General features: G+C 61.7%; 19 protein-coding genes. 10 read left to right on the forward strand and 9 right to left on the reverse strand.

Annotated elements, in window-relative coordinates; all coding sequences use genetic code 11:
* Positions 1 to 9 precede the first annotated feature (9 nt).
* The 4 genes from MMS95_RS19695 to MMS95_RS19710 all read right to left on the reverse strand — a co-directional run bounded on the left by MMS95_RS19695 (position 10) and on the right by MMS95_RS19710 (position 3,768).
* A complete protein-coding gene (locus MMS95_RS19695) occupies positions 10 to 990 on the reverse strand; it encodes an MBL fold metallo-hydrolase (RefSeq protein WP_076740480.1) in 981 nt (326 codons plus the stop codon).
* Between the two features lie 22 nt (positions 991 to 1,012).
* The gene (phrB, locus tag MMS95_RS19700; RefSeq protein WP_242142129.1) at positions 1,013 to 2,443 is read right to left on the reverse strand and encodes a deoxyribodipyrimidine photo-lyase; all 1,431 of its coding nucleotides are present in this window, start codon (positions 2,441 to 2,443) and stop codon (positions 1,013 to 1,015) included.
* Between the two features lie 15 nt (positions 2,444 to 2,458).
* Positions 2,459 to 3,415: a DUF523 and DUF1722 domain-containing protein gene (locus MMS95_RS19705; protein ID WP_033633915.1), complete on the reverse strand. Its 957-nt coding sequence runs from the start codon at positions 3,413 to 3,415 to the stop codon at positions 2,459 to 2,461.
* A gap of 143 nt (positions 3,416 to 3,558) precedes the next feature.
* On the reverse strand, positions 3,559 to 3,768 hold the full coding sequence (locus tag MMS95_RS19710) for a YbfA family protein (protein ID WP_004939916.1): 210 nt from the start codon (positions 3,766 to 3,768) through the stop codon (positions 3,559 to 3,561).
* 441 nt (positions 3,769 to 4,209) lie between these two features.
* Here MMS95_RS19710 and MMS95_RS24280 point away from each other — a divergent pair, with 441 nt between their 5' ends.
* From MMS95_RS24280 to kdpE, 6 genes are all read left to right on the forward strand, one after another.
* Positions 4,210 to 4,299 carry a K(+)-transporting ATPase subunit F gene (locus tag MMS95_RS24280; RefSeq protein WP_016928742.1) on the forward strand — a complete coding sequence of 30 codons (90 nt, stop codon included), beginning with the start codon at positions 4,210 to 4,212 and terminating at the stop codon, positions 4,297 to 4,299.
* A complete protein-coding gene (kdpA, locus tag MMS95_RS19720) occupies positions 4,299 to 5,987 on the forward strand; it encodes a potassium-transporting ATPase subunit KdpA (RefSeq protein WP_060558780.1) in 1,689 nt (562 codons plus the stop codon). Before MMS95_RS24280 ends, kdpA begins: the two co-directional genes overlap by 1 nt.
* 24 nt (positions 5,988 to 6,011) lie before the next feature.
* Positions 6,012 to 8,081 carry a potassium-transporting ATPase subunit KdpB gene (kdpB, locus tag MMS95_RS19725; RefSeq protein ID WP_242142131.1) on the forward strand — a complete coding sequence of 690 codons (2,070 nt, stop codon included), beginning with the start codon at positions 6,012 to 6,014 and terminating at the stop codon, positions 8,079 to 8,081.
* Positions 8,082 to 8,099: 18 nt separating this feature from the next.
* Positions 8,100 to 8,669 carry a potassium-transporting ATPase subunit KdpC gene (gene kdpC, locus MMS95_RS19730; protein WP_015376963.1) on the forward strand — a complete coding sequence of 190 codons (570 nt, stop codon included), beginning with the start codon at positions 8,100 to 8,102 and terminating at the stop codon, positions 8,667 to 8,669.
* A gap of 73 nt (positions 8,670 to 8,742) precedes the next feature.
* Positions 8,743 to 11,439, forward strand: a complete 2,697-nt coding sequence (gene kdpD / locus MMS95_RS19735) for a two-component system sensor histidine kinase KdpD (RefSeq protein WP_033633919.1) — start codon at positions 8,743 to 8,745, stop codon at positions 11,437 to 11,439.
* Between the two features lie 16 nt (positions 11,440 to 11,455).
* On the forward strand, positions 11,456 to 12,145 hold the full coding sequence (kdpE, locus tag MMS95_RS19740; RefSeq protein ID WP_033637458.1) for a two-component system response regulator KdpE: 690 nt from the start codon (positions 11,456 to 11,458) through the stop codon (positions 12,143 to 12,145).
* A gap of 27 nt (positions 12,146 to 12,172) precedes the next feature.
* Here kdpE and MMS95_RS19745 read toward each other — a convergent pair whose 3' ends face one another.
* From MMS95_RS19745 to seqA, 4 genes are all read right to left on the reverse strand, one after another.
* On the reverse strand, positions 12,173 to 12,472 hold the full coding sequence (locus MMS95_RS19745; RefSeq protein WP_004939927.1) for a DUF3861 domain-containing protein: 300 nt from the start codon (positions 12,470 to 12,472) through the stop codon (positions 12,173 to 12,175).
* A complete protein-coding gene (locus tag MMS95_RS19750; protein WP_015376959.1) occupies positions 12,472 to 13,110 on the reverse strand; it encodes a PadR family transcriptional regulator in 639 nt (212 codons plus the stop codon). The genes MMS95_RS19745 and MMS95_RS19750 overlap by 1 nt, the downstream gene beginning before the upstream one ends.
* Before the next feature lie 191 nt (positions 13,111 to 13,301).
* Positions 13,302 to 14,945: a phosphoglucomutase (alpha-D-glucose-1,6-bisphosphate-dependent) gene (pgm, locus tag MMS95_RS19755; protein WP_060560416.1), complete on the reverse strand. Its 1,644-nt coding sequence runs from the start codon at positions 14,943 to 14,945 to the stop codon at positions 13,302 to 13,304.
* A gap of 77 nt (positions 14,946 to 15,022) precedes the next feature.
* On the reverse strand, positions 15,023 to 15,565 hold the full coding sequence (gene seqA / locus MMS95_RS19760; RefSeq protein ID WP_242142132.1) for a replication initiation negative regulator SeqA: 543 nt from the start codon (positions 15,563 to 15,565) through the stop codon (positions 15,023 to 15,025).
* A 224-nt stretch (positions 15,566 to 15,789) separates the two neighbouring features.
* Here seqA and ybfF point away from each other — a divergent pair, with 224 nt between their 5' ends.
* The 4 genes from ybfF (at position 15,790) to fur (ending at position 18,678) form a co-directional block, all read left to right on the forward strand.
* Positions 15,790 to 16,563, forward strand: a complete 774-nt coding sequence (gene ybfF / locus MMS95_RS19765) for an esterase (RefSeq protein WP_081835542.1) — start codon at positions 15,790 to 15,792, stop codon at positions 16,561 to 16,563.
* 256 nt (positions 16,564 to 16,819) lie between these two features.
* A complete protein-coding gene (gene ybfE, locus MMS95_RS19770) occupies positions 16,820 to 17,107 on the forward strand; it encodes a LexA regulated protein (protein ID WP_004939936.1) in 288 nt (95 codons plus the stop codon).
* Between the two features lie 255 nt (positions 17,108 to 17,362).
* The gene (gene fldA, locus MMS95_RS19775) at positions 17,363 to 17,902 is read left to right on the forward strand and encodes a flavodoxin FldA (protein ID WP_004939938.1); all 540 of its coding nucleotides are present in this window, start codon (positions 17,363 to 17,365) and stop codon (positions 17,900 to 17,902) included.
* A 329-nt stretch (positions 17,903 to 18,231) separates the two neighbouring features.
* Positions 18,232 to 18,678 (forward strand): ferric iron uptake transcriptional regulator, encoded by a 447-nt coding sequence (gene fur / locus MMS95_RS19780; RefSeq protein ID WP_004939939.1) that lies wholly within the window; start codon positions 18,232 to 18,234, stop codon positions 18,676 to 18,678.
* A 248-nt stretch (positions 18,679 to 18,926) separates the two neighbouring features.
* Here the strand turns inward: fur and MMS95_RS19785 are convergent, their stop codons facing one another.
* Positions 18,927 to 21,584, reverse strand: a complete 2,658-nt coding sequence (locus tag MMS95_RS19785; RefSeq protein WP_242142134.1) for a beta-N-acetylhexosaminidase — start codon at positions 21,582 to 21,584, stop codon at positions 18,927 to 18,929.
* Positions 21,585 to 21,594: the final 10 nt, after the last annotated feature.

Consider the following 21,594-nt stretch of genomic DNA (forward strand, 5'->3'; position numbering starts at 1 on the left):
TCTTCATAGTCAAAATGTCTGCCGGTCGCCCTGCGCCATCAGGATGAATTTCACCCCCAGATCGTTGCCCTGCGCCAGCTGCTGCGCAATGGCGGCGCGCGTGTCTTCGCCCTGCTTCAAGCTGGGCTTGATGTGGCTGATCACTACCGGCAGACCGTTCAGCGAGCCTTCACCGCCGCTGTACTGCGTCAGGTTCTTCAGCTCCTTCAGCAGCCAGGCCGGCGTCAGATGGCCGTACAGATGTTTGTCCTCCACCCCGTTGGGGTAAGAGGTTTCGATAATCATGCCCTTGAGCTTTTTCTGCTCGACAAGCGGCCCCAGCACGCGCCAGACGGTATCGAGATCGCGCGACTGCTCCACCTTATCCGGCCCGGTATCGCCGAAATAGGCGAAGAACTCGTTGCCGTTGGAAATCAGCAGCATCGACGACGGGTAGCGATCGTGGCTGAGCGGATACATCACGCCGGTCAACCCGGTCAGTCCGAGGGTAAACCGCTGCTGCGGCCGCACCGTTTGCAGCCGGTAGGTGCCCAGCCGCGCACCGTTGCCGGCATCGGTAAAGTTCGGCCAGGCCTTCCAGTTAAAGTAATGGTTGCGCAGGGTCAGCACGGTGTCCGCCTGGGCGTAAACGGTTTTTTTATTGTCTTCCGGCGAGCCGACGATCAGCCCCGCCACGTGGTCCAGATGGCCGTGGCTGATAAAGTAGCTGCCGATCAACTGCCGAAACACGTAGCCCTGCGGCGTATAAGGCGCGGCCAGCTCGGGCGTCACCTGCGGGAAGCTGCCCTTCTCCAGCCCTTTGGCGATGCCCGGCAGCAGCGAACCGGCGTCCAGCGCCACATACTGCGGCTGATTGTCGCTGCGGATCAGGTAGGAAGTCAGGTTGCCGTCGCTGACGCCGCCGTCGACGCCCAGCGCCACCACGTCAAAGCCGGCGATCGCCAGCGCGGAATAGCCGCTCAGGCACAGGGCCAGCACCTTTTTCATCATTGCGTCGCTCCTTGCAGTTGCCTCAAGACTCTCCCCGTTTCGCCGCCTCGAACGCCGCCAGCGTCTCCAGGCGGGCTTGCTTATGATCGACGATCGGCAGCGGGTAATTCAGCACGCATGGCTGCTTTTCCGCCCAACGGTGGGGATGATGGATGTCATTGTCGGGCACATCCGCCAGTTCCGGCAACCATTTACGGATAAAAGTGCCTTGTGGATCAAAACGTTCACCCTGGGTGGTCGGGTTGAAGATGCGGAAATACGGCGCGGCGTCGGTGCCGGTGGAAGCCGCCCACTGCCAGCCGCCGTTGTTGGCCGCCAGATCCCCGTCCAGCAGTTGCGACATGAAATAGCGCTCCCCGGCCCGCCAGTCGATCAGCAGATCCTTCACCAGGAAACTGGCGCTGATCATGCGCAGCCGGTTATGCATCCAGCCGGTAGCGTTCAGCTGGCGCATGGCGGCATCGACGATCGGATAGCCGGTCTCGCCCCGCTGCCAGGCCTGCAGCTTCGCCGCGTCATCGCACCAGCGCACTTTGTCCGTCCAGGCGATAAACGGCCGATGGCGGCACAGCTCGGGATAGGCCACCAGCAGATGGCGGTAGAACTCGCGCCAAATCAGCTCGTTCAGCCAGGCGAAAGCGCCGCTCTCGCGATCTTCCAGCAGCTGCGGGCATTCGGCGCGCAGGCGGTTAAAACACTGGCGCGGCGACAGCGCGCCGATCGCCAGATAAGGCGACAGGCTGCTGGTGCCGGCGATGGCGGGCAGATCGCGCTGGCGAAGGTAATCCTGCACTTGCTCACGACAAAAGGCGCGCAGCCTCTGTAGCGCGGCCTCCTCGCCGGCGGGATAGTCATTCCCGATGTCCGCCGCGGGATAATCGAACGCCGCCGGCGCTTCAGGCGCTGGCAACGCGCCATCGGCACGGATCTTCGGCGCCGGCAGGCAGCTCACGTCGGACTCAGTCAGGCGCTGAATAAAGGCGTTGCGAAACGGCGTATAAACCTTGTACATCTCGCCGCCGCCGGTTAGCACGCTGCCCGGCGGCAACAGCAGGCTGTCATCAAAACCGTGGCACGTTACCCGTCCATTCAACTGCTGCTCCAGCCGCGCATCGCGTCGCCGTTCATTCAGTTCGTACTGGCGGTTGTAAAACAGCGCGTCCACCTGCTCTCGCCGGCAATACTCCGCCAACCAGTCGATCGACGCGGCAAAGTCCGTGCCGGCATGGCAATGCAGCGCAATGCCCTTTTGCGCCAGCGCCTGCTGTACCGCCCGCAGGCTGGCGTGGATCAGCGCCGCCTGCCGCGGCGCCATCTCATGCTGCCGCCACTGCTGCGGGGTGGCGATAAACACCGCCAGCACCCGGGCTTTGGGAACGCTGCAGGCGGCGTGCAGCGCTTTGTTGTCGGTGATACGCAGATCGTTACGCAACCAGACCAGATGCGTGGTCATAAAACTCCTTGTCAATCAATGGCCGTAACGCAAACGCAGCGCCTCCGGGTAAGGTTCGAAATAGCGTTGTTCCGCCAGATAACTGTCGGGGTATTCCGCCATGTAATGCTTAAGCAGCGCGATCGGCGCCAGCAGCGGCTGCATGCCCTGCCGATAACGGTCGATCAGGTGCGCCAGCTCCTGGCGCTGCGCCGCGCTGAGCTGACGGCGGAAGTACCCCTGCACGTGCATCAGCACGTTGGTATGGTTGCGGCGCGTCGCTTTGTGCGCCAACAGCGCCATCAGGCGGCTGCGGTATTCCACGGCGAAGGCCTCCAGCGAGTCCCAGCGGTGAATATCGGCGACGAAGCGCCCCAGCTCGCGATAAGCCGGCTGCGAATGCGCCAGCAGTGAAAGCTTGTAGCGGCTGTGAAACGCGATCAGCCCGCCGCGGGTCAGCCCCTGGCGCCACAGCATATTCAACTCATACAGCGCGTACACCCGTTCAATGAAGTTTTCCCGCAATGCCGCATCCTGCAATCGTCCGTCTTCTTCCACCGGCAGCCACGGCATCTGACGCAGCAGTTCGGCGGTAAACAGCCCGACGCCGTTTTTACGCGAGTCCTTGCCGTTCTCGCTGTAGACCCGCACCCGCTCCAGGCCGCAGCTCGGCGACTTGGCGCAGACAATATAACCGCACAGGTGCTGCAACGCGGCCACGCGCTGCGCGGAGAAACTGCGCATCTCCTCGGTCAGATCCACGCTCGCGTCGTTGCTATAGCGCATCGCCGGCCAGGGCTGCGTCTGTTTCACCAGGCGCAGCGCCGGGCGCGGCGTGGGCAGGCCGATCGCCATTTCCGGGCAAACGGGCTCAAAGCGCACATAGGGCGCCAACTGTTCCACCGCAAAGGCCAACCGCTTGTGGCCGCCGTCGAAACGCACCGTCTCGCCCAGTAAACAGGCGCTGATGCCGATAGGGATCTTGTCGCTCATACCGCTCTCCCGCGTTGTTAGCCGATTGAGGAAAGTGTAGAAGAATGGCTTGCCAAATACGACCTTGCGCTTGACGGCAGCGGGCTCGGGGCATAAAAAAACCCCCGCCGCAGGGCGAGGGTTGTTCGTGAGTCGGCAGTGACTCAGTAGAAGTCGCAGGACGCCAGTTCCGCCTGCTGCAGCCAGACCGGCTTGTCGCTGGTTTTTGACCAGACGCGGTGCAGGTAGCTGTAAAAACGCCCGCGATCGCTGCGGAACAGCATCACCGGCAGGGCTAAAATGCCCGCGATAACCACTGCGCTGCGGCGCAGGAGAATCCGATGCAGTGAATAAGCGTGATAGGTCGTAGACATGCGAACCTCCTTAAAAACGCCTGCCGTTGATTTGTCAGGGAAAACGGCGTCGGCGTATCAAATGAACAATCGGTAATTTGGTAACTGGACAAAATTTTAGCGCACTTGATGAAAGTTTACTACTCATCCGACCACTAAATCGCACAAAAAATCGCTAATCACCGCAGTGATTCGTAATTTTGTTACAATCAAGTTAATTTTTAACTAAACATGGGTTACATTGTGGTTATTATTCGGTTCTTCATCCCACGCCTCAGCCCCGGCTTATTCACACATCAGGCGCAATCTCGCCGCAAGCAGGCTGCCTGAAACGGCCAATTTCCGCTGAAATTTCAGCCATTTTTATACTTTTTTTACACCTGCCCGCGCGATTTTTTCATCTTCTTTCTACCCCTCTCCCTACACTGCCTCTATCAAAAACAACACCTCTGGAGGTGTCCCGTGAGTTTCAGCGTTATTGGTGGTGCGCTGTTGGTCCTGCTGCTGTTGGCCTATCTGGTCTACGCCCTGTTTAACGCGGAGGATTTCTGATGGCGGCTTCAGCCTTTTTACTGATCGCCAGCTTCCTGCTGGTGCTTCTGCTGCTGGCCCGGCCGCTGGGCGGTTTTATGGCGCGCCTGATCGAAGGTGAGCCGCTGCCTGCGCTGCGCGCAGTGGAAGCCGGCGTCTGGCGCGCCTGCGGCATCCGCGCCACCGAGATGAATTGGTGGCAGTACGCGCTGGCGATCCTGGCGTTCAACCTGCTCGGCCTGGCGCTGCTGTTCGCCCTGCTGATGACGCAGGGCTCGCTGCCGCTCAACCCGCAGGGCTTCCCGGGCCTCTCCTGGGATCTGGCGCTCAACACCGCCGTCAGCTTCGTCACCAACACCAACTGGCAGGCCTACAGCGGCGAAAGCGCCCTCAGCTATTTCAGCCAGATGGCCGGGCTGGCGGTGCAGAACTTCGTCTCCGCCGCCACCGGCATCGCCGTGGCCTTTGCGCTGATCCGCGCCTTTACCCGCCGCGCCGGCAAGACCGTCGGCAACGCCTGGGCCGATCTGTTCCGCATCACGCTGTATGTGCTGCTGCCGATCGCGCTGCCGATCGCCCTGTTCTTCGTCAGCCAGGGCACGCTGCAAAACTTCCTGCCTTACCTGCACGTCACCACGCTCGAAGGCGCGCAGCAGACGCTGCCGATGGGGCCGGTCGCCTCGCAGGAAGCGATCAAGATGCTCGGCACCAACGGCGGGGGGTTCTTCGGCGCCAACTCGGCGCACCCGTTCGAAAACCCGACCGTGCTGACCAACTTCGTGCAGATGCTGGCCATCTTCCTGATCCCCTGCGCGCTGTGCTTCTCCTTCGGCCAGCTGGCCGGTGAAAACCGCCAGGGCCATGCGCTGATCTGGGCGATGGCGCTGATCTTCGTGGTGGCGGTGGTGGTGGTGATGGTCGCCGAGCTGGCGGGCAACCCGCACCTGAGCGCGCTGGGCGCCGACAGCAACATCAATATGGAAGGCAAAGAGTCGCGCTTCGGCATTCTCGCCACCAGCCTGTTCTCGGTGGTGACCACCGCCGCGTCCTGTGGGGCGGTCAACGCCATGCACGACTCCTTCACCGCGCTGGGCGGCATGGTGCCAATGTGGCTGATGCAGATCGGTGAAGTGGTGTTCGGCGGCGTCGGCTCCGGCCTGTACGGCATGCTGCTGTTCGTGCTGCTGACGGTGTTTATCGCCGGCCTGATGATCGGCCGCACCCCGGAATACCTGGGCAAGAAAATCGACGTTTACGACATGAAGATGACCGCACTGGCGATCCTGGTCACGCCGACGCTGGTGTTGCTGGGCAGCGCGCTGGCCATCGGCACCGACGCTGGCCGCGCCGGCATCCTCAACCCGGGCGCCCACGGCTTCAGCGAAGTGCTGTATGCCCTGTCTTCCGCCGCCAACAACAACGGCAGCGCCTTCGCCGGATTGAGCGTCAATACGCCGTTCTACAACCTGCTGCTGGCCTTCGCCATGTTCGTCGGCCGCTTCGGGGTGATCCTGCCGGTGCTGGCGATCGCCGGTTCGCTGAGCGCCAAGCAACGCCAGCCGGCGGGCAACGGCACCCTGCCAACCTATGGGCCGCTGTTTATCGGCCTGCTGATCGGCACCGTGCTGCTGGTGGGCGCGCTGACCTTCGTGCCGGCGCTGGCGCTGGGCCCGGTGGCCGAGCATTTGCAGCTTTGGTTGGCAAACTAACCGACGTCAGAGAGAGAATAAGAGATGACTCGCAAACAACGCGCGCTGTTTGAACCGGCTCTGGTGCGCACCGCGCTGATCGATGCGGTGAAAAAACTGGACCCTCGCGTTCAATGGCGCAACCCGGTGATGTTCGTGGTGTATATCGGCAGCCTGCTGACCACCGCCATCTGGCTGGCGATCCTCACCGGCCAAACCGACGGCGCCGCCGCCTTTACCGGCAGCGTCTCCCTGTGGCTGTGGTTCACCGTGCTGTTCGCCAACTTCGCCGAAGCGCTGGCCGAAGGCCGCAGCAAAGCCCAGGCGGAAAGCCTGAAGGGCACCAAGAAAACCAGCTGGGCGAAAAAGCTGGCCGGCCCGCGCCGTGACGGCGCCACGGAGAAAGTGGCCGCCGAGAGCCTGCGCAAAGGCGATATCGTGCTGGTGGAAGCCGGCGATACCATCCCGTGCGACGGCGAAGTGCTGGAAGGCGGCGCTTCGGTGGATGAAAGCGCCATCACCGGCGAATCCGCGCCGGTGATCCGCGAATCCGGCGGTGACTTCTCCTCGGTCACCGGCGGCACCCGCGTGCTGTCCGACTGGCTGGTGGTGCAGTGCAGCGTCAACCCGGGGGAAACCTTCCTCGATCGCATGATCGCCATGGTGGAAGGCGCCAAGCGCCGCAAAACGCCGAACGAGATCGCCTTAACCATCCTGCTGGTGGCGCTGACCATCGTGTTCGTGCTGGCCACCGCCACCCTGTTCCCGTTCTCGCAATACAGCGTCGAGGCGGCCGGCAGCGGCAGCGTGGTCACCATCACCGTACTGGTCGCGTTGCTGGTTTGCCTGATCCCCACCACCATCGGCGGCCTGCTGTCCGCCATCGGCGTGGCCGGGATGAGCCGCATGCTCGGCGCCAACGTGATCGCCACCAGCGGCCGCGCGGTGGAAGCCGCTGGCGATGTGGACGTGCTGCTGCTGGATAAAACCGGCACCATCACGCTGGGCAACCGTCAGGCTTCGGAGTTCCTGCCGGCGCCGGGCGTGAAAGAGCAAGAGCTGGCGGACGCCGCGCAGCTGGCTTCGCTGGCGGATGAAACGCCGGAAGGCCGCAGCATCGTGGTGCTGGCCAAACAGCGCTTTAACCTGCGCGAGCGCGATCTGCAGGCGCTGAACGCCACCTTCGTGCCCTTCTCCGCCCAGACCCGCATGAGCGGCGTCAACGTGCAGGAGCGCATGATCCGCAAAGGCGCGGTGGACGCCATTCGCCGTCACGTCGAATCCAATCAGGGCCACTTCCCGCGGGCGGTGGACGATCTGGTGGAAAGCGTGGCGCGCACCGGCGGCACGCCGCTGGTGGTGGCGGAAGGCGCCCGGGTGCTGGGCGTGGTGGCGCTGAAGGATATCGTCAAGGGCGGCATCAAGGAACGCTTCAATGAGCTGCGCAAGATGGGCATCAAAACGGTGATGATCACCGGCGATAACCCGCTGACCGCGGCGGCGCTCGCCGCCGAAGCCGGGGTGGACGACTTCCTGTCGGAAGCCACGCCGGAAGCCAAGCTGGCGCTGATCCGCCAATATCAGGCGGAAGGCCGTCTGGTGGCGATGACCGGCGACGGCACCAACGACGCCCCGGCGCTGGCGCAGGCCGATGTGGCGGTGGCGATGAACTCCGGCACCCAGGCCGCCAAAGAGGCGGGCAACATGGTCGATCTGGATTCCAACCCGACCAAGCTGATCGAAGTGGTGCATATCGGCAAACAGATGCTGATGACGCGCGGTTCGCTGACCACCTTCAGCATCGCCAACGACGTGGCCAAGTACTTCGCCATCATTCCGGCGGCGTTCGCGGCCACCTATCCGCAGCTGAACGCGCTGAACGTGATGCACCTGCACTCCCCCGCCTCCGCCATCATGTCGGCGGTGATCTTCAACGCCCTGGTGATCGTGTTCCTGATCCCGCTGGCGTTGAAAGGGGTGAGCTACAAACCGATGAGCGCCGCGGCCCTGCTGCGCCGCAACCTGTGGCTGTACGGGGTCGGCGGTCTGCTGGTGCCGTTCGTCGGCATCAAACTGATCGACCTGATCCTGGTCGCGCTGCACGTCGCCGGTTAACCATTGAGGGAAATGAACATGACGTATTTACGACCTGCGCTGGTGATGTTGATCCTGCTGACGCTGATCACCGGCATCGCCTATCCGCTGCTGACCACCGGGCTGGCGCAGCTGCTGTTTTCGGGCGCGGCCAACGGTTCGCTGCTGTACCAGGGCGACAAGGCGGTCGGCTCCGCGCTGATCGGCCAGAACTTCACGCGCGCCGACTATTTCTGGGGCCGCCCGTCGGCCACCGGCGATTCGGCTTATAATCCACAGGCCTCCGCCGGCAGCAACCTGGCGGCCACCAACCCGGCGCTGGATAAGGCTATCGCCGAACGCGCGGCGCAGCTGCGCCAGGCCAATCCGGCCATGAGCGGCCCGATCCCGGTGGATCTGCTGACCGCCTCCGGCAGCGGGCTGGATCCGCAGATTTCGATCGCCGCGGCGCGGTATCAGCTGGCGCGGGTTGCGGCGGCGCGTCATCTGCCGCCGGAACAGGTCGCCAAACTGATCGAAGACAACACCGATCGGGCCACGCCCAACTTCATGGGGGAATCGGTGGTCAACGTGCTGAAGCTGAACCTGGCGCTGGATGCGTTGAAGTAACGCGCCGTATTCAGCATAGTGATAGGGTTCGGCGTGCCGAACCCCTTTTTGCTTGGTAACACAAGGAATTGTCATGGTCGAAGAAGAACAGCAGCGTCCCGATCCCGATAGCCTGCTGGCGCTGGCCAATGAAAAACCGCGCGGCCGATTGAAGGTATTCTTCGGCGCCTGCGCCGGCGTGGGCAAAACCTACGCCATGCTGCAGGAGGCCCAGCGTTTGCGCGCTCAGGGGCTGGACGTGCTGGTCGGCGTGGTGGAAACCCACGGCCGCAGCGAGACCGCCGCCCTGCTCGACGGCCTGGCGCTGTTGCCGCAAAAGCGCATCCAGCATCGCGGCCGGCTGGTGCATGAATTCGATCTCGACGCCGCGCTGGCGCGCCATCCGGCGCTGATCCTGATGGATGAACTGGCGCACAGCAACGCCCACGGTTCGCGCCACCCCAAACGCTGGCAGGATGTGGAAGAGCTGCTGGACGCCGGCATCGACGTGCTGACTACCGTCAACGTGCAGCATTTGGAAAGTCTGAACGACGTGGTGGGCGGCGTGACCGGCGTGCGGGTGCGCGAAACGGTGCCCGACCACGTGTTTGACGAGGCCAGCGAAGTGGTGCTGGTCGATCTGCCGCCGGACGATCTGCGCCGGCGGCTGCACGAAGGCAAAGTGTATATTCCCGGCCAGGCCGAGCGCGCCATCGAGCATTTTTTCCGTAAAGGCAACCTGATCGCCCTGCGCGAGTTGGCGCTGCGCCGCACCGCCGATCGAGTCGATGACCAGATGCGCGAGTTTCGCGACACCCAGGGGCGCGAGAAAGTGTGGCACACCCGCGACAGCATTCTGCTATGCGTCGGCCACAACAGCGGCAACGAAAAGCTGGTGCGCATCGCCGCCCGCCTGGCGGCGCGGCTCGGCTGCCACTGGCATGCGGTCTACGTGGAAACCCCCAAGTTGCACCGGCTGCCGGAAAACCAGCGCCGCGCCATTCTGCGCGCGCTGCGGCTGGCGCAGGAGCTGGGCGCCGAAACCGCCACCCTGGCCGATCCGTCCGAAGAGCGCGCAGTGCTGCGCTACGCCCGCGAACATAACCTCGGCAAAATCATCATCGGCCGCCGCAGCGAGCAACGCTGGAAGCTGCGCGGCAGCTTCGCCGATCGCCTCGGCCGGCTGGGCCCGGATCTCGATCTGGTGATCGTCGCGCTGGACAGCGACGCCGCACAGCCGCCGCCGGGCAAGGAGCACGACGGCCGCAGCTTCAATGAGAAATGGCGCATGCAGCTGCGCGGCTGCGCGGTGGCGGTGGCGCTGTGCGCGCTGATCACCCTGCTCTCGCAGTGGCTGCTGCCGGGCTTCGATCAGGCCAACCTGGTGATGGTCTACCTGCTCGGCGTGGCGATCGTCGCGCTGTTCTTCGGCCGCTGGCCATCGGTGCTGGCGGCAGTGATCAACGTCGCCAGTTTCGATCTGTTCTTCGTCCAGCCCGAATGGTCGTTCGCCGTCAGCGATATGCAGTATCTGCTGACCTTCGGCGTGATGCTCGCCGTCGGCATCATCATCGGCAACCTGACCGCCGGGGTGCGTTATCAGGCCCGGGTGGCGCGCTACCGCGAGCAGCGGGCGCGCCATCTGTACGAAATGTCACGCGGGCTGAGCCGCGCGCTGACCGTGGCCGACATCGCCAACACCAGCCGTCATTTCCTCTCCAGCAGCTTCCAGGCGAAAACCGTGCTGCTGCTGCCGCAGGAAGACGGCCGGCTGCAGCAAATGATCGGCGAGGAAGGCGGGCTGCTGTCGGTAGACGAAGCCATCGCGCGCTGGAGTTTCGATAAAGGCTTGCCGGCCGGTGCCGGCACCGACACTCTGCCCGGCGTGCCTTACCAGCTGCTGCCGCTCAATACCCCCAAACAGACCTTCGGCCTGTTGGCGATCGAACCCAACAACCTGCGCCAGCTGATGGTGCCGGAACAACAGCGGCTGCTGCAAACCTTCGCAGTGCTGATCGCCAGCGCGCTGGAACGGCTGCACCTGGCGCGCAGCGCCGAAGAAGCCAAGCTGGACGCCGAACGCGAACAGCTGCGCAACTCGCTGCTGGCGGCGCTGTCGCACGATCTGCGCACCCCGCTGACCGTGCTGTTCGGCCAGGCGGAAATTCTCACGCTGGACCTGGCGGCCGAAGGCTCCAATCACGCCACCCAGGCCAGCCAGATCCGCCAGCAGGTGCTGAGCACCACCCGGCTGGTGAACAACCTGCTGGATATGGCGCGCATCCAGTCCGGCGGTTTCAGCCTGCGTAAAGAGTGGCAGTCGCTGGAAGAGATCGTCGGCGCTTCGCTGCACATGCTGGAGCCGCTGCTCAGCCAGCATCCGATCGAGGTCGAGCTGCCGCCGGAACAGATCCTGGTCAACTGCGACGGCAGCCTGCTGGAGCGGGTGTTCACCAACCTGTTGGAAAACGCCAATAAATACGCCGGCGCCGAGGCCACCATCGGCATTCGCGCCCGCACGCTGCCCGAGTGGCTGGAAGTCGAGGTCTGGGATAACGGCCCCGGCATCCCCGCCGATCAGCTGCAGCTGATTTTCGACAAGTTTTCACGCGGCAATAAAGAGTCGGCGATCCCCGGCGTCGGCTTGGGGTTAGCCATTTGTCGTGCCATTATTGAAGTGCATGACGGCCGCATCTGGGCGGAAAACGGCGCCAACGGCGGCGCCAGCTTCCGCTTCGTGCTGCCGCTGGAAAAACCGCCCGAGATCGACGGCGACGCCTTCGATCTGTAATCAACGCAGGGGAAACGTGAGCATAACGCCAACCAACATTCTGATTGTTGAAGATGAAAAAGAGATCCGCCGCTTCGTGCGCACCGCGCTGGAGAGCGAAGGCCTGCGGGTGTTTGAAAGTGAAACCCTGCAGCGTGGGCTGATTGAGGCCGGCACGCGCAAACCGGATCTGATCATCCTGGATTTGGGCTTGCCGGATGGCGACGGGCTGAGCTACATCCGCGATCTGCGGCAGTGGAGCGCCATTCCGGTGATCGTGCTGTCGGCGCGCAACGCCGAAGAGGACAAAATCGCCGCGCTGGACGCCGGCGCCGACGACTACCTCAGCAAGCCGTTCGGCATCGGTGAGCTGCTGGCGCGGGTGCGGGTCGCGCTGCGCCGCCACTCCGCCAGCCAACAGGAAAGCCCGCTGGTGAGCTTTTCGGCTATCACCGTCGATCTGGTGAATCGCCGGGTGCTGCGCAACGACGAAGATCTGCATCTGACGCCGATCGAGTTTCGCCTGTTAGCGGAGCTGTTGGCCAACGCCGGCAAGGTGATCACCCAACGCCAGCTGTTGAGCCACGTCTGGGGGCCGAACTACGTGGAGCACAGCCACTACCTGCGCATCTACATGGGCCATCTGCGGCAGAAGCTGGAAGCCGATCCGGCCCGGCCCAAACACCTGCTGACCGAAACCGGCGTCGGCTATCGTTTCATGCCTTAATCCCGGTGGGCGCGGTTTGCCGCGCCTTTACGCCGCCGGGCCCTTCTTCAATCCGACCATAAATTCCTTGAACGCCTCGCGCAGCGGAGCGAACACCGGGTGTTTGCGGTTTTCGATCATCACTTCGGAGAACAGTTTCAACCCCACGGCGAAGGCCGCGCTCTGCTCAGGGCCGAAGTTCAGATCGTCACGCGCCCGAATGCGCTCGACGATCTCGAGAATATCGTCGTGGTTGGTCACCTCAAAACTCAGCGGTGCCTTCTCGACGGGGTTGCCCTGGCGATCGCTCAGGGCTTCAACGGTAATGTTAAAACGGTGGCCGGGCATCAGTTCTCCTCCTGCTGCGTGGGTTGAATGTGCATTTCGCTTTCGATCGCCGCCACGGCGGTCAACAGTGCGGCGTTGATGCGCTCCACCTGCTGCGGCGTAAGATCGGCGCGCATCACGTTGCCGCGCAGCAGACTGCGCAGACGGTTCATGGCGTCGTAAATGCCTTCCGCCAGGTTGCCGTGCCGATGATGCTCGCGGCCGGCGCCCGCCAAACGCGCCAGAATGACCTCAACCACCTGTTGATGCTTTTGCAGCTCGCCCTCGCCCGCCGAGGTGATGCGGTAGCTTTTGCGGCCGTTGCCGGTGGTGAGCGGTTCGAGGAAATCCTGCTCTTCCAGCAGTGTCAGCGTGGGGTAAATCACCCCCGGGCTCGGCACATACAGGCCGGAAGAGGCTTCCTCGATCGCCTTGATCAATTCGTACCCGTGGCTGGGCTTGCGCGCCACCAGCGCCAGCAGCACCAGGCGCAGATCGCCGTGTTCGAACAGACGATGACGCCCGCCCCGGCCGCCGCGTCCGCCACGGCCATGCTCTTCGCCGTCGCCGCCGAAGTGATGGCGCCCACCGCGATGACGGCGCCCCTCTTCACATTCATGATGGTGATGATGCCGGTGTAAACCTAATCGATGAAACATAGGGTGATACCTCGCTCTAACAGTGAACATCAATACGAGGTTGTTTAGATATATCTAAACAGCGTCGATAACGCTAATCTAGATCGATATATCTAAATGCGCAAGCGCGTGCCATAAAAAAGATATATCTAAATTACAGACATAAAAAAAGCGCTGTAAAAACAGCGCTTTTTATCAGACGAGAACAGCGATTATTTGGCGGAAGCCAGCACTTCGCTGACGATCTCAACCGCTTCGTGCTCGATTTTCTCGCGGTGTTCCGCCCCGAGGAAGCTCTCGCAGTAGATCTTGTATGCCTCTTCGGTACCGGAAGGACGGGCCGCGAACCAACCGTTGTCGGTCATGACTTTCAGGCCGCCGATCGACGCGCCGTTGCCCGGCGCTGCGGTCAGACGCGCGGTGATAGGATCCCCGCCCAGCGTACTGGCCTTGACCATCTCCGGCGACAGCTTGGACAGCGCCGCTTTCTGCGCATGGGTTGCCGGCGCCTGGATGCGGTTGTAGCTTGGCGCGCCGAAGCGCTTGGCCAGATCGTCATAGTGATGCTGCGGGTTCTCACCGGTTACCGCGGTGATTTCAGCCGCCAGCAGGCACATGATGATGCCGTCTTTGTCGGTCGACCACGGCTGGCCGTTGAAACGCAGGAACGAGGCCCCGGCGCTCTCTTCGCCGCCAAAGCCCAGGCTGCCGTCGAACAGGCCGTCCACGAACCATTTGAAACCGACCGGCACTTCCACCAGCTTGCGGCCCAGGTCAGCCACCACGCGATCAATCATCGCGCTGGACACCAGCGTTTTACCTACCGCCACATCGGCGCCCCACTGCGGGCGATGCTGGAACAGGTAGTTGATGGCTACCGCCAGATAGTGGTTCGGGTTCATCAGGCCCTTCGGCGTGACGATGCCGTGACGGTCGTAATCCGGATCGTTGGCGAACGCCAGATCGAATTTGTCGCGCAGCGCCAGCAGGCCGGCCATCGCCGACTCGGACGAGCAGTCCATGCGGATGATGCCGTCGTGATCCAGGTGCATAAAGCGGAAGGTCTGATCGATGGAGTCGTTCACCAGCGTCAGATCCAGCTTGTAGTGTTCCGCCACGCGCTGCCAATAGGCGATGCCGGAACCGCCGAGCGGATCCACACCCAGCTTCAGGCCGGCGCGTTGAATGGCCGGCATGTCGACCACGTCAACCAGGCCTTCGACATAAGGCTGCACCAGATCTTTGGCGTGCAGGTGGCCGCTGTTCCAGGCCTTGTCCAGCGACTGACGCTGAACGCCTTTCAACTGTTGCGCCAGCAGATCGTTGGCGCGTTTTTCGATCACCGACGTCAGGTTGGTGTCGGCCGGGCCGCCGTTCGGCGGGTTGTACTTGATGCCGCCGTCTTCCGGCGGGTTGTGGGACGGCGTAATGACGATGCCGTCGGCCTGCGCGCCGCCGCGGCGGTTGTGGCACAGAATGGCGTGCGATACCGCCGGCGTTGGCGTGAAGCCGTTGTTTTCCTGCACGATCACATCGACGCCGTTGGCGGTCAGCACTTCCAGCACGGAAATAAAGGCCGGCTCGGACAACGCATGGGTGTCTTTACCCACGTAGCACGGGCCGGTGGTGCCCTGCTGATGACGAACTTCGGCGATCGCCTGAGCGATGGCGAGGATGTGCGCTTCGTTGAAGCTGTGGCGCTGCGCGCTGCCGCGGTGGCCGGAGGTACCAAACTTCACCGCATGTGCGGCATTGCCGGCTTCCGGTTGCAGCACATAGTACTGCGACGTCAGCTGGGCTACGTTGATCAGATCGCTTTGACGGGCGGGCTGCCCGGCACGTGGATTATTCGCCATCGACATATCTCCCTAATCCCTGTCGGTGACCGGGCAAATACGTCGCGCACGGCCATCATGACGGGCTGTTCGCTAAATTAGACGGTACCGCAAACTTTCTCGATCAGTTCCACCGGGAACTGCATGGTCTGCATGATGTGTTCGATCATGCTGCGCTTGCGGCCGGTATTGGTATTGGTGATCACCCAGTAAGGGGTGCCCGGTACATGCTTCGGCTTGGTATGCGTGCCGTTGGCCAGCAAGGTCTGCTGATCGCCGGCGAAATAGGTGCGGGTACGGCCGGTCAACGCCTCGGTGGCGGCGGCGAAACCGGCGGCATCGAGAGTATACAGCGTAGACAGCACCAGCATGAAACGGTTGACCGCTTTGTTCTGCTCGGCATATTCATCCGACAACAGCAGCTCACGCACAGCGCGCACGCGATCGCGCGGACGCTGCGCGGACGCCGTTTTTTCCAGCTCGACGGACGGCGGCGCACTGGCGGCAGGCAACGCGCGCACCGGCTGCCCGGCGGTGAATTTCAACATGCGGCGTAAAATATCGGACGCGCTTTCACCGATGTGTTGCGTGTGGCTGGCAATATAACGGTAAAGCTCTTCGTCGACTTCAATAGTTTTCATCTTTATCCAATACTGTTTTTTCTACTTAGAACCTGAAGCCAGATCCTGCATTCAAGCCATGGGATTATAAGGTTAAAAGCGCTGGGGCGAACACAACAATGTGCCTCCGGACTGAAAATGCAGACTAATACCTATAGCCGGCACTGCCAAGCCCGCGCCGCGAAAATTCCGCATGATTCATCGTGCGATTCAATCATGATACCCTAATCTGAATCTCTCTCAGTATGAACTTCGCCATGAAATTACATTATCAACTGCTGGCCGCCGAGTCAGACGCGCTGCCGGTGCTGCTGATCCACGGGCTGTTCGGCAATCTGGACAACCTGGGCGTGCTGGCGCGCGATCTGCATAAACAGCACAGTGTGATCAAGGTCGATTTGCGCAACCACGGCCTCTCCCCGCGCGCCGACGACATGAACTACCCCGCCATGGCGCAGGATCTGCTGGCGCTGCTCGACGAACTGCAGCTGGAGAAAGCGATCGTCATCGGCCACTCGATGGGCGGCAAAGCGGCGATGGCGCTGACCGCCATCGCGCCCGAGCGCATCGCCAGGCTGATCGTGATCGACGTCGCGCCGGTGGATTACCAAACCCGACGCCACGACGAGATCTTCGCCGCGCTGAAGGCCGTCAGCGCCGCCGGCATCACCCAGCGCCAGGCGGCCGCCCAGCTGATGCGCGACTACCTGCAGGAAGAAGGCGTGATCCAGTTCCTGCTGAAGTCCTTCCATCACGGTGAATGGCGCTTCAACCTGCCGGTGCTGATCGAACGCTACGAAGACATCACCGGCTGGCAGGAAGTCCCGGCCTGGCCACACCCGACCCTGTTCATTCGCGGCGGCCTGTCGCCGTACGTGCAGGACAGCTACCGTGCAGACATCGCCCGCCAATTCCCGCAGGCACGCGCGCACGTCGTCGCCGGCACCGGCCATTGGGTGCACGCCGAAAAACCGGAAGCGGTGCTGCGCGCCATCCACCGTTTCCTCGGCGAAGCCTGAAAAACGCGCTCACCTGACGAAAAAACGCGCTAAAGATAACGGCTTAGCGCGTTTAGCCCGCAGTTAGGCATTGTCGCCGCTCCATCTGCTGGGGTAATATGGCGCGCTATAATTTTGCCGCCGCGCCAGCGCGTTCGCGAACGCCGGTTCGGCGGTAAATTTGGGTTAGGGTTTATTGGCCCGAAGTGTGTTAACCGATGCCTCCGGAAGCGTGCGAGCGCTTTTTGATGCAAACTCCCTTGCAGTACCGCTACCTATGGCAAAAGAACAAACGGATCGCACGACGCTGGATCTGTTCGCAGATGAACGCCGTCCGGGGCGCCCGAAAACCAACCCGCTTTCCCGCGATGAACAGCTTAGAATCAATAAGCGCAATCAGTTACGGCGCGATAAAGTGCGCGGATTGCGGCGCGTAGAGCTGAAAATCAACGCGGATGCGGTGGACGCCCTGAACAAACTGGCGGAACAGCGCAACATCAGCCGCAGCGAACTCATCGAGCAGATGCTGTTGGCGCAACTGGCGGAAGAACAGCCGGAACATTGATCTCTTCGGCCGCACGCGCGGCGCGGCGTTAAGGACAACGCCGGATCGACCACGCTTTTCTTCATCCTTCGGCATCGCATAAATGCGATAAAACCCCGGCGCCACTTTCTGGCATGATACGCATTTACCGGTAAGAGACTGCGCCTGTCGGCGCCCGCCACCGTGGCGAAAGGCTCTTGCCATGGCATCATTTTAATCGGCGGCAGTGCCGGCGCCGAGTAATGCAATTAATTGAATTTAAAGGTTATACGCGATATGGCTACTGTAGGCATTTTCTTTGGCAGCGACACTGGCAATACCGAAAACATTGCCAAAATGATCCAGAAAATTCTCCAGAAACAGTTTGGCGACGACGTCTCTGAAGTGCACGACATCGCCAAAAGCAGCAAAGAAGACCTGGAAGGGTTCGATATCCTGCTGCTGGGTATCCCGACCTGGTACTACGGTGAAGCGCAGTGTGACTGGGACGATTTCTTCCCGACGCTGGAAGAAGTCGATTTCAACGGCAAACTGGTGGCGCTGTTCGGCTGCGGCGACCAGGAAGACTACGCGGAATACTTCTGTGACGCGATGGGCACCATTCGCGACATCATCGAACCGCGCGGCGCGGCCATCGTTGGCCACTGGCCGACCAAAGGCTACCACTTCGAAGCTTCCAAAGGCCTGGCGGACGACAACCACTTCATCGGTCTGGCGATCGACGAAGACCGTCAGCCGGAGCTGACCAACGAGCGTGTCGACGCCTGGGTCAAACAGATCGTCGAAGAGCTGAGCCTGGCCGATATCGTCGGCTAAACGCCGGGACTGGCGAAAGGTTGAACAAAGGCCCTGTAAAGTGCATAGTGTGCCGACAGGGCCGTCATCGGCAACAGGGATTGCTGCGATAGAAGCTACAGATTTGTAACTTCCCACCCCGTCACGGTAGACTGAGATATCGGTTTATCCCATCCATCAAGGCGTTGCATGCAAAACATGCAATAGTGCAATTATATCTTTGTTAACAACCGGCGGTTTCCATTTAGTACAACCGGTTCTATAATGAGACGCATTAACTCTTTGTGCCGACCGATGCCACAGGCGAGTACGCCTCAACTTGATTAGCATAGTAACAGGACTGAATTCGCATGACCGACAACAACATCGCATTGAAGAAGGCCGGCTTAAAAGTCACGCTTCCGCGACTCAAAATCCTGGAAGTACTGCAAAATCCGGAATGCCATCACGTCAGTGCGGAAGATTTGTACAAAAAACTGATTGATATGGGCGAAGAGATCGGCCTGGCAACGGTTTATCGCGTACTGAACCAGTTTGACGATGCGGGCATTGTGACACGTCACAACTTCGAAGGCGGCAAGTCCGTGTTCGAGCTGACCCAACAGCATCACCACGATCACCTGATTTGCCTGGACTGCGGCAAAGTGATCGAATTCAGCGACGAATCCATCGAAGTGCGCCAGCGTGATATCGCCAAGCAGCACGGCATCAAGCTTACCAACCACAGTCTGTACCTGTACGGCCACTGTGAAACCGGTGACTGCCGCGAAGACGAATCGCTGCACGACAAGAAATAAGCCTCACCGGCTATGAGAAACCGCCTCACATTGAGGCGGTTTTTTTATGCCCGCCGTACAACGGGCAAAAAAATCCCCGGGCAAGCCGGGGAAAGATCATGTCATGAAATACTACAATTGCAGCGGCACTGCGACTCCACGTACTGCTCTCACTTCGACATCCGCCCCACGCCGGCACGCGCGGGGGCGAACGCATTCCCCCTTCGTTAAGCGGCCCGCCGCCATGACGACAGGCCGATGTGCCGGGCTTAGACCTTCTCGGCGCGGCTGTAACGTTTACCGTCCGGACTGACCGAACGCACCTGCACCTCACCCGATACCGCCGGCTTGGCCTTGGCGTCATAACGCTGCCACTGCTTGCCGCCGTCGGTGGAGTACTCGATGCCCAATCCCGGCAGCGCGATATTCGCTTCCAGCTTGCCGCCCGCCACACGAGCGCCCGGCACCGGCAGACGGTAGGCGACGCCGCCTTTGTCCAGCTTGGCCAGTTCTCGTTGGCCCAGGATATTGGCGAAGCGCAGCCAGTCTTTCTCCAGCGCCTTGGTGTCGACAAAGTGGGTTTCCCCGCCTTTGTATTCACGGCCGGCGCGATAGTCCTGCTCCCAACCGGCGCGGTGCCAGGCGCGTTCCGCTACCGACAGCGCGCGCGGGAAGATCATGTATTCCATCTGCGGATCGGTGCGCTGGGTTTCGCTCCACAGCTGAGCGGACAGACCGTAGGCGCCCGGCCACGGCTTGTCGCTTTTGGCGTTAAAGTGGTTGCCGTCGCGGTCGACCGAGGTTTCCGCGTTCTGCGGCATGTTGTCCGGCGCGAAGCTGAACACCTTGCGCTCGTCGCTGGAGCGTGTGCCCCAGTAGTAACCACGCTCGTCCGGGTTCACCTCGTAAGGGAAGTCCATGTAGACGTAGTCCGGGTTGGAGACCACCACTTCATATCCTTTGTTGGCCCAGTCGTTGACGCTATCGAAACCGCCCCAGTACAACGTATCCCAGAAGTTGACGCCCACGCGCGAGGTGGCGAACGCCTTTGCGTTCTCGGCGTCTTTCAAGCCGTCTTGCCAGGCCTGCATTCTGTCGATACCGTGCGCCTTCACCAGCTTGCTGACCTCCTGGCCGAAGTAGCTCGGCAGGTGTTCCATGTCGGCCACCTTGCCTTCTTTGATCATCGTCTGGCAAACCTGCGACTTGGCCCACGGCTTGTCTTCGTTGCTCTGGTCGATGACGCCTTTACCCGGCTCCGGTTTCGCCTTGTCGGTATAGCCGGCGCCCAGGCGGATGTTTTTCGCCTCATCGCCGCCGAAGTGCCAGGTTTTGATCGGCTGCCCGGCTTCTTTATGCATCTGGGCAATCTCGCCAATCACCTTGTCGACAAAGCGCTGGGAGGAATCCAGGCACGGGTTCAGGTAGCTCTGGCGGTTAAAGAACTGCACCGAGGTGGTATTGGAGGTATCGGTCGGATCCACCAGGCGGAACTCGTTGGCCTCCTGCTCTTTGCCGGCGGCATGCAGTTTCTTGTAGCGCGCTTCCATAGAGACCACCGCCGCGCGGGCGTGCGCCGGCATGTCGATCTCCGGGATCACCTCAATCTGGCGCGCCTGGGCGTATTTGATGATGTCGATATAGTCCTGACGGCTGAAGAAGCCGCCGTAGACGTCCGGCCCCTGGCCGTACTGCGGCAGCAGGCAGGTGGTTTCGCTCAGATCGTGGCAGCGCTGGCCGCCGACTTCCGTCAGCTCCGGCAAACCGGGGATCTCGATGCGCCAGCCTTCGTCATCGCTCAGGTGGAAGTGGAATTTATTGAGCTTGTAAGCCGCCATCTGATCCAGCAGGCGCAGCACCGCGTCCTTCTTATGGAAGTTGCGCGCCACGTCAAGGAAAATGCCGCGATACTGGAAGCGCGGCGCATCGCTGGCGTCGAGCGTGGCGATCTTGCCGCTGCCGTCGCTCGGCACTAACGACAGGATCGACTGCAACCCGTAGAACACCCCGGCCTGATCGAAGCCGATCACCCGCGCCTCTTTCTTACCGATTTTCAGCTCATAAGCGCCCGGCACCGCCATCGCGCCTTTAAACTTGCCCGGCTGGATGTCGGTCTTGATCGGGTAACCGTTGGCCTGAACCGGCACGCCCAGCAGCGCGAAGCGCTGGTTGACGACGTCCGCCGCCGGCTTGACCAGCGTGCTCAGATCCGGCGATACCCCTTTGCGCAGGTCGGCGTCCTGTGCGTGCACTTTCACCTGCATCGGTGTCGGCACGATCTGGCCGCGCAGCGCGCCGGCGGGCAGCGTCTGCAGATCGGCATTGCTGACAAAGCGCGAAGCCGGCGTCATCAGAATGTTTTTGTCGTCCTTGATGCGCTTCCACTGATCGCCGGTGAACGGCGCCACGAACTGGTCCAGGTTTTCGGTGTCGGTATTCGCCAGCATTTTCGGCTTGGCGTCGCCGGAGGTGGCATACCAGCGCGGCAGGAAGTCGTTTCTGAACAGCTGCCAGTATTCGGCGACCACCGGGATTTCCACCGCCTTGCCGGCAGGGAAACCGCTGAATTTGGCGGTCGGCTCCAGCTTGTACAGATCGCCGGTCAGATGCGCGATCTTGAACTGATCGTTATCCACCCGCAAGGTCTGGCGCGGGCTGTGGAAATAGATGACCCAGTCCTTGCCGTCGATCGCCTGCCCGTCGTTGCTGAGGGTGAACAACACCCGGTTGCATGAGGCCCAGTCGGCGCCCAGCGCCGCGCAATCCACGCCGTTTTCGCCGGCGCGGTTATCCAGCATTTTCACGTTCAGCTTCAGCTGGCTCAGCTGATCCACCAGCTGTTGATCGGCCATGGCATTACCCATGCCGCCCAGGAATCCCATCGTTGCCGTCAAAGCGGCCAGTGCGCTCAGTTTGAATGCGTTCATCTTCTAGTCC

It is taken from the genome of Serratia sp. PGPR-27 (assembly GCF_022678525.1).
Lineage (GTDB): Bacteria > Pseudomonadota > Gammaproteobacteria > Enterobacterales > Enterobacteriaceae > Serratia > Serratia nematodiphila.